1 protein-coding gene is annotated in these 481 nt (G+C 64.4%); it reads right to left on the reverse strand.

What is annotated here, in order from left to right; translation table 11 throughout:
- Positions 1 to 29 precede the first annotated feature (29 nt).
- Positions 30 to 359 carry a hypothetical protein gene (locus AACY52_RS30560; protein WP_033964664.1) on the reverse strand — a complete coding sequence of 110 codons (330 nt, stop codon included), beginning with the start codon at positions 357 to 359 and terminating at the stop codon, positions 30 to 32.
- Between the last annotated feature and the right edge of the window lie 122 nt (positions 360 to 481).

The following is a 481-nucleotide window of genomic DNA, read 5'->3' on the forward strand; positions in this document are numbered from 1 at the left end:
CGATCGGAAGACCTGGGTTCCGGGCGCGCTCATGGCTGCTCCGGCGCGTTGCCTCCGTGGAAGCGGCCGAAGTGCCACGCGCAGAACAAGCCGAGCGCCAGCATTCCGAGGCCAAAGGCGGTCACCTGGAGTGTGTCACGCAGGTCGAAGGTGCCGACCCGGCACACCAGCAGATAGGACAGGACCAGATTGGCAAAGCCCCACAGCAAATTCACAGTAGAGGAGGACAGCCCTTCGCCTCGCGGCGTGGCGAACGGGCTCTGGAACGGCCGCCCGGTGACGCCGCTCACCCAATGCGGGACCGCGTTCGCCAGAAAGGCACCGCCGAAGAAGTAGGACAGGAGGTGAAGCCATGTCATCAGGAGCACCTTTCCAGGTGAGAGAGGATGTCATCGGTGCACCCCGTCTCGCCCAACCGGGGAAACACATTGCGGATGCTGTAATCGTGGGCCTCGGGGCGGGTGTCGCTCATCGCGTCGAT

Origin of the sequence: Pseudomonas sp. EA_65y_Pfl1_P113 (genome assembly GCF_963970525.1) — a bacterium.
Lineage (GTDB): Bacteria > Pseudomonadota > Gammaproteobacteria > Pseudomonadales > Pseudomonadaceae > Aquipseudomonas > Aquipseudomonas tritici.

Coding starts and splice junctions, on each gene's coding strand:
- AACY52_RS30560 (WP_033964664.1), bottom strand. CDS start 359: ATGACATGGCTTCACCTCCTGTCCTACTTCTTCGGCGGTGCCTTTCTG.